Here is a 5,828-nt window from a genome sequence, read left to right as displayed (position 1 = left end):
GCATGCATTCGTATGTTGCGAATGCGTGGTTTCGTATGCAGGAAAACCGGCAGGCCTAGGATTGTGATTGCTCCATCCGCTCAAAATGAGAAGAGGCGTTGTCAGTTTATCCTGCTCTAGCTATAACATGTCAGCAGAAACGGCTGTTCCTGCTCAGGCGGCGGGAGTCAATGCGCCCAGTTTCTCTGTGCTGACCGCCGCTGCCGGATGGAGCTGCGCTTTCCGTTCGCCTTCCTGCCGCCTGAGCATTTCGCGGGCGGTTTGATGCTCGTTTTCCTCAGCAAAAGCGGCTGCGCTGAACTGCTCTTCAAGGGCCTGCAAGGTGCAAATGAGTTTCATTTTTCTCTCCTTGGGATTAAGATGGATGAGCAACGGTGTTCTTTGTCCTTGCCAATGCAAAGGCTGTGCCATCAGGAAGCAGCGGCGCAGCATCTTGATATTGCTTTCGTAAAAAGAAGGCCTGCTCTTTTCCGTCCGCCGTGGACGCTGCAAAGCGCAACAGCGGCTCCGCCGCAGACTGCAAAAGCCTGCTCGCAGCTGCGTTGCAAAGGATGTTGCATTGCTGATGCGGCTGTTGCATTCTGAATCGTCATGCGCCGTCTCTCCTTGCTCAACAGTCTCTCCCGCCGCATCCGTCTTGGCTATGGCCTGATGGTGACGCTGGTCGCTCTGATCATGCTGCTGGTCGGCCTTGGCTTGGCTGACATCCGCCAGCGCGTCTCTGCTTTGGAGGCCGTTTCCGCGCTCAGCGACACAGTGCTGGAAATCCGCCGCTACGAGAAGAACTGGCTGCTGTACCGGCAGGAGCAGGATTTCTTTGAGAACCGAATGCAGCTGGAAAAGGCCCTTGCCCTGCTTGTTGAACAGGAGAGACGGCAGGTTGCCGCTTCGTTGCAGCGGATGCAGGAGGAGCTGAAAAGCGGGCTGCTGCTTTACCGCGAGCTGATCAACAAGGACTTCAGCTTCTTTCAGGTGGCGCAGCGTCATGCGGAGGAAGAGCAGATTCGCAGCGTGGGCAAACGCTTAGTTGATCTCTCCGGGGCAATGAACGAGAGCATCCGCAGCTCTATTGACGGCAAGCTGGCCAGCCTGACGCTCACCGGCCTCCTCTTTGTGCTGGCTGTGGCCGGACTGGCTCTCTTTCTTGGCCGCCAGATGAGCACCTTGGTGGTCAGACCGCTGCAAGGCATCGTTGAATACACCCGCAGCATCGCGCAAGGACGTTTTCCCAGCCAGCAGAACGATGAGGCCGATCTCACTGAGATCCGTGCTGTGACCGAGGCCATCCGCTCCATGCTCGATGTGCTGGAAAAACGGGAGAAGCAGCTTGTTCAGAGCGAGAAGCTGGCCGCAGTCGGCACCTTGGTGGCAGGCGTGGCCCACGAGCTGAACAATCCGCTTTCCAATGCCAGCAGCTCGGCGCAGATACTGCTGGAGGAATTGCAGGAGGCGAACATCCCGGACAGCGAGTTCCTGCTGGAAATGGCGGCGCAGATTGACGAGGAGACTGACCGGGCGCGGAACATCATCCGCTCGCTGCTCGAATTCGCTCATGACCGCGAAATGCGGCCTGCGGAGCTGGAGCTGGAGCGTTTTATCCGTCAGACCAGCAGGCTGGTGGTCAACGACTTCCCGGCGGAGATTGAGTTCACTGTGGACATCAGCAAAGACGGCCTCTTCTTCGCTGACAAGCGGCAGCTCCAGCAAGCGCTGATCAACATCCTCCGTAATGCCGGACAGGCGCTGGAAGGCAGCGGGAAAATCCTGCTCCGGGCTGGAATTGACGAGGAGCGCGGTGAAGCGCTGATTGAGGTGCGCGACAACGGCCCCGGCATTGCGGCAATGGATCTGGAAAAAATCTTTGATCCCTTTTACACCACCAAAGACGTGGGCAAGGGCAGCGGTCTTGGCCTGGCTGTCACCCGCGAGATCATCAGCAAGCATGGCGGCACCATCACGGTGGAGAGCGAGGAAGGACGCGGCGCGGCCTTCTTCATCCGCTTGCCGGTGAGCTTGGCCGCAGCGAGGCAGGAGAAAAATGTCGCTCGATGAATTTTAAAAACGTCGGGCGAGGGAAGATGAGAGTGTCGAGCGAGGCAATGTGCGAGACTCGAGCGAGAGAGGCGAAGAGTGTCGAGCGAGTGAAGGAGGGAGACTCGAGCGAGTCTCTTGCAAAACGTCGGGCGGGAGAAAGAACACGGCTCGCCTTTCACCAAAGAGCATCATCATGAATCCGCCAAAAATCTTAATCGTTGACGACGAGCAGGCCGCAGTCCGCAACCTGCAGCACATCCTCGTCAAAGAGGGCTGCGAGGTCATTGCCACCCAAAGCGGCCAGAATGCCCTCAAGCTGGTTGAGCAGCACAGTTTTGACCTTGTGCTGACCGACCTGCGGATGCCCAATGTGGACGGCATGGAAGTCCTGCGGCGGGTCAAGCAGGTCTCGCCGGACACCGAGGTGGTGATGATCACCGGCTACGCCACAGTCAATTCAGCGGTTTCGGCCATGAAAATGGGAGCGTATCATTATGTGATCAAGCCCTACAAGCTGGACGAGGTGCGCAAAGTCGTGCGCGAGGCTCTGGAAAAACGGCGGCTGCGGCAGGAGAACGCGGAGCTGAAAGAGCGGCTGGCCAAAGCGCAGGGCGTGACCATTCTCACGGAAGATCCGGCCATGCAGAAGCTCCTGCGCACTGCCCGCGAGGTGGCGCAGAGCGACTGCTCGGTGCTGATCAGCGGCGAGTCCGGCACTGGCAAGGAGCTGCTGGCCCGCTACATCCATGAGCACAGCCCGCGTGCTGCTGGGCCGCTGAAGGCGGTCAACTGCGGCGTGTTCACTGAGGAGCTGCTGGCCAATGAGCTGTTCGGCCATGAGAAAGGGGCCTTCACCGGCGCGGACCGGCATAAGATTGGCCTGATTGAATCAGCGGCAGACGGCACCATGTTCCTCGACGAGGTGACGGAGATGACCTTGGCCATGCAGGTCAAGCTGCTGCGGGTGCTACAGGAAAAGGAGGTGCTGCCGCTGGGCGCGACTGAGCCAGTCAAGGTCAACGTCCGCTTCTTGGCAGCCACCAACCGCGATCTGGCTCAGATGGTCAAGGAGGGCGGCTTCCGGCAGGACTTGTATTTCCGCATCAATGTTATGCATCTGCACCTGCCGCCTTTGTCCGAGCGGCCCCGCGACATTCGTCTGCTCGCGCAGTTCTTCTTGGACCGCTTCAGCGCAGTGATGCGCAAGCCGGTCAAGGAGCTGGCACCGGAGGCCTTGGAGCGGCTGCAAGAGCATTCGTTCCCCGGCAATGTGCGCGAGCTGGAGAACATCATCGAGCGGGCCGTGGTGCTGGCTTCGGGCAGCTGCATCGAGACCGCTCATCTGCCGGAGGATTTAGGAGCCGAGACCTTCCGCGCCTCGGCGGCGGAGTCTGATGAAGGAGCAATTCCTTCGCTCGACGATCAGGAGCGGAAATATATTGAATGGGTGCTGGCTCAGACCGGGCAGAACAAGTCAAAAGCGGCGGAGATTCTCGGCATCAACCGGGTCTCGCTCTGGCGGAAGCTGAAGAAGTACCACGGACGCTGGTGAAATAAATCCGCATTTGCTGCTTGCCCGCGCGGCAGATTGGTGATAAATAACTCCTCTGAATTTATTCAGATCGCTGTCTGCTCTGTTTGCTGACAAAATTTTTCCTGCTGAGTTCCATGTCTGAATCTTTGCGTTGCTTCACTGCCTATGATGTCCGTGGCCGGGTGCCGGATGAACTGAACAGCGGCATCGCCGCCCGCATCGGCCTTGCCTTCTGCCGCCAGATCGGGGCGCACCGGGTGGTTGTCGGTCGCGATGTCCGTCTGTCGAGCTTGGAGCTGGCCGAAACCCTCTGTCAAGTGCTCACGCGGGCAGGCATTGATGTGCTTGACATCGGTCTCTGCGGCACCGAGGAAGTTTACTTCGCGGTGTTCAACGGAGAGAGCCAAGGCATCGACGGCGGCATCATGATCACTGCCAGCCACAATCCGGCGGAATACAACGGCATGAAGTTTGTCCGCCAAGGTGCGCAGCCCATTTCCGCTGACTCCGGCCTGCGCGAGGTGGCGGAGCGGGCCGCCTCAGTGGACTGGTTCCTCAATGCCTTGCCGGACAAGCCGGAGCGGGTTGGGCAGCACATCAAGCTGCCCAACAAGCGGCAGTACATATCCCGCCTGCTGGCTTCGCTTGACAGCGCGTCGCCGCTTCGGCCTTTGACGGTCGTGGTCAATCCGGGCAACGGCTGCGCCGGGCCGGTGATTGATCTGCTTGAGCCGCATCTGCCGTTCACCTTCATCAAAATCAATCATCAGCCGGATGGCAGCTTTCCCAATGGCGTGCCCAATCCGCTGCTGCCAGAAAAACGAGAGGACACCGCCAGGGCCGTGCGCGAGCATGGAGCCGACCTTGGCATCGCTTGGGACGGCGACGGCGACCGCTGTTTTTTCTTTGACGGGCAGGGCCATTTCATAGAGGGGTATTACATAGTCGGCCTGCTGGCCGCAGAGGTGCTGCGGCGGCACCCGGGCGCGGTCATCCTGCATGATCCGAGACTGATCTGGAACACGCAGGAAATGGTCGCTCAAGCGGGCGGCAAGGCAGTGATGACCAAGACCGGCCACGCCTTCATCAAAGAGGCCATGCGCCGGGAAAACGCGGTCTACGGCGGCGAAATGTCGGCGCATCATTATTTTCAAGACTTCGGCTGCTGCGATTCAGGGATGCTGCCGTGGCTGCTCATCTGCAACATCATGAGCGAGACGCGGAAGCCGCTTTCAGACTTGGTGGAAGAGCGGATGCGGGCCTTCCCGGTCAGCGGCGAGATCAACTCCACTGTGGCTGATCCTGACACGGTGATCCGCATGATTGAGGAACGGTATGCCGACGCGGAGAAAGACTACACGGACGGTCTGTCGGCGGCGTATCCGAACTGGCGCTTCAATCTGCGCAAATCCAACACCGAGCCGGTGTTGCGGCTCAATGTGGAGACACGCGGCGATGAGCGGCTGCTGATGCAGAAAACAGCGGAACTGCTGGATTTGATCCGCAGCAACAAGAAGGACGACGGAACGCTCAGGCCGGAGATGCGCCTGCGGAAATAGACCTCTTGCATACCTGCCTCTGCGTTGAATGGCTGCGCCAAACATGTGTTTGATGCAGGGGCGAAAAATCTTTCGTCCCTGCTACTTGCGCAAGAGGTCTGATGCCGCTGTTCCGCGTCACGGTTTTGGTTTTGGAAAACGCATGCTCACCCCTCCTTGCGCCGCTGTGTGTTTCGCATCTGAACTGCCCGCCCGCATCTGCTGCGATGCCGGCATTGTTCCGATATTTTTTAATTTTTTCCCGGCGGAAACGCGTTTAAATCGTCCTGATTTAAACTTGAATCAGGACGGTTCACATTTAAATTGCCCTGATTCACATTGAAACCGAGGCAATTCACACTTAAATCGCTCCGGTTTCAATTGAAATTGGGCCGGTTTCGATTTAAATCAGGCCGATTTAAATTTAAATCGCCTTGATTCAAGTTGAAACCGGGACGATTCACATTTAAATCGGGGCAATTTAAATTGAAACCGGAGTGATTCAAGTGTGAATCGGGACGATTTCAATCGAAAACGGGACGGTTTAAGTGTGAATCAGGGCAATTTCAATTGCGTTTGGGACGATTTAAACGGTGAACAGGCCGTTGCGACGGACAATCCAGCCATAATATTCTTCAAACGCTCTTGCCTGAGCCGCAACTGGGCCGGGCGAAAGATTTTCATTCACACAGGGCGCACTGACTGGCTCAACTTATGCAAGA

The 5,828-nt window shown here is 57.9% G+C and carries 6 protein-coding genes; 5 read left to right on the top strand and 1 reads right to left on the bottom strand.

Translation table 11 applies throughout. The annotated features are described in order from the left end of the window. Nucleotides 1-153: 153 nt before the first annotated feature. Nucleotides 154-339, bottom strand: coding sequence for a hypothetical protein (locus ACNKID_RS09925; RefSeq protein WP_417913272.1), 186 nt, complete (start codon nucleotides 337-339; stop codon nucleotides 154-156). Nucleotides 340-591: 252 nt separating this feature from the next. Between ACNKID_RS09925 and ACNKID_RS09920 the strand changes: the two genes are divergently transcribed. The 5 genes from ACNKID_RS09920 to ACNKID_RS09900 all read left to right on the top strand — a co-directional run. Beyond that, nucleotides 592-2,052, top strand: a complete 1,461-nt coding sequence (locus ACNKID_RS09920) for a sensor histidine kinase (protein WP_417913271.1) — start codon at nucleotides 592-594, stop codon at nucleotides 2,050-2,052. A 175-nt stretch (nucleotides 2,053-2,227) separates the two neighbouring features. Then, nucleotides 2,228-3,586: a sigma-54-dependent transcriptional regulator gene (locus ACNKID_RS09915; RefSeq protein ID WP_417913270.1), complete on the top strand. Its 1,359-nt coding sequence runs from the start codon at nucleotides 2,228-2,230 to the stop codon at nucleotides 3,584-3,586. A 116-nt stretch (nucleotides 3,587-3,702) separates the two neighbouring features. Beyond that, a complete protein-coding gene (locus ACNKID_RS09910; protein WP_417913269.1) occupies nucleotides 3,703-5,127 on the top strand; it encodes a phosphomannomutase in 1,425 nt (474 codons plus the stop codon). Between the two features lie 28 nt (nucleotides 5,128-5,155). Further along, the gene (locus tag ACNKID_RS09905; protein ID WP_417913268.1) at nucleotides 5,156-5,449 is read left to right on the top strand and encodes a hypothetical protein; all 294 of its coding nucleotides are present in this window, start codon (nucleotides 5,156-5,158) and stop codon (nucleotides 5,447-5,449) included. Between the two features lie 165 nt (nucleotides 5,450-5,614). After that, the coding region (locus ACNKID_RS09900) for a hypothetical protein (protein WP_417913267.1) at nucleotides 5,615-5,828 on the top strand (214 nt) is incomplete at its 3' end.

It is taken from the genome of Candidatus Electronema sp. TJ, assembly GCF_048287355.1.
Lineage (GTDB): Bacteria > Desulfobacterota > Desulfobulbia > Desulfobulbales > Desulfobulbaceae > Electronema.
Note: the sequence above shows the minus strand (reverse complement) of the source record. Positions and strands in the feature narration are given on the sequence as shown.

Bases quoted from the DNA above. Each gene is read 5' to 3' on its own strand.
- ACNKID_RS09925 (WP_417913272.1), bottom strand. From the start codon at position 339: ATGAAACTCATTTGCACCTTGCAGGCCCTTGAAGAGCAGTTCAGCGCA.
- ACNKID_RS09920 (WP_417913271.1), top strand. From the start codon at position 592: ATGCGCCGTCTCTCCTTGCTCAACAGTCTCTCCCGCCGCATCCGTCTT.
- ACNKID_RS09915 (WP_417913270.1), top strand. From the start codon at position 2,228: ATGAATCCGCCAAAAATCTTAATCGTTGACGACGAGCAGGCCGCAGTC.
- ACNKID_RS09910 (WP_417913269.1), top strand. From the start codon at position 3,703: ATGTCTGAATCTTTGCGTTGCTTCACTGCCTATGATGTCCGTGGCCGG.
- ACNKID_RS09905 (WP_417913268.1), top strand. From the start codon at position 5,156: ATGGCTGCGCCAAACATGTGTTTGATGCAGGGGCGAAAAATCTTTCGT.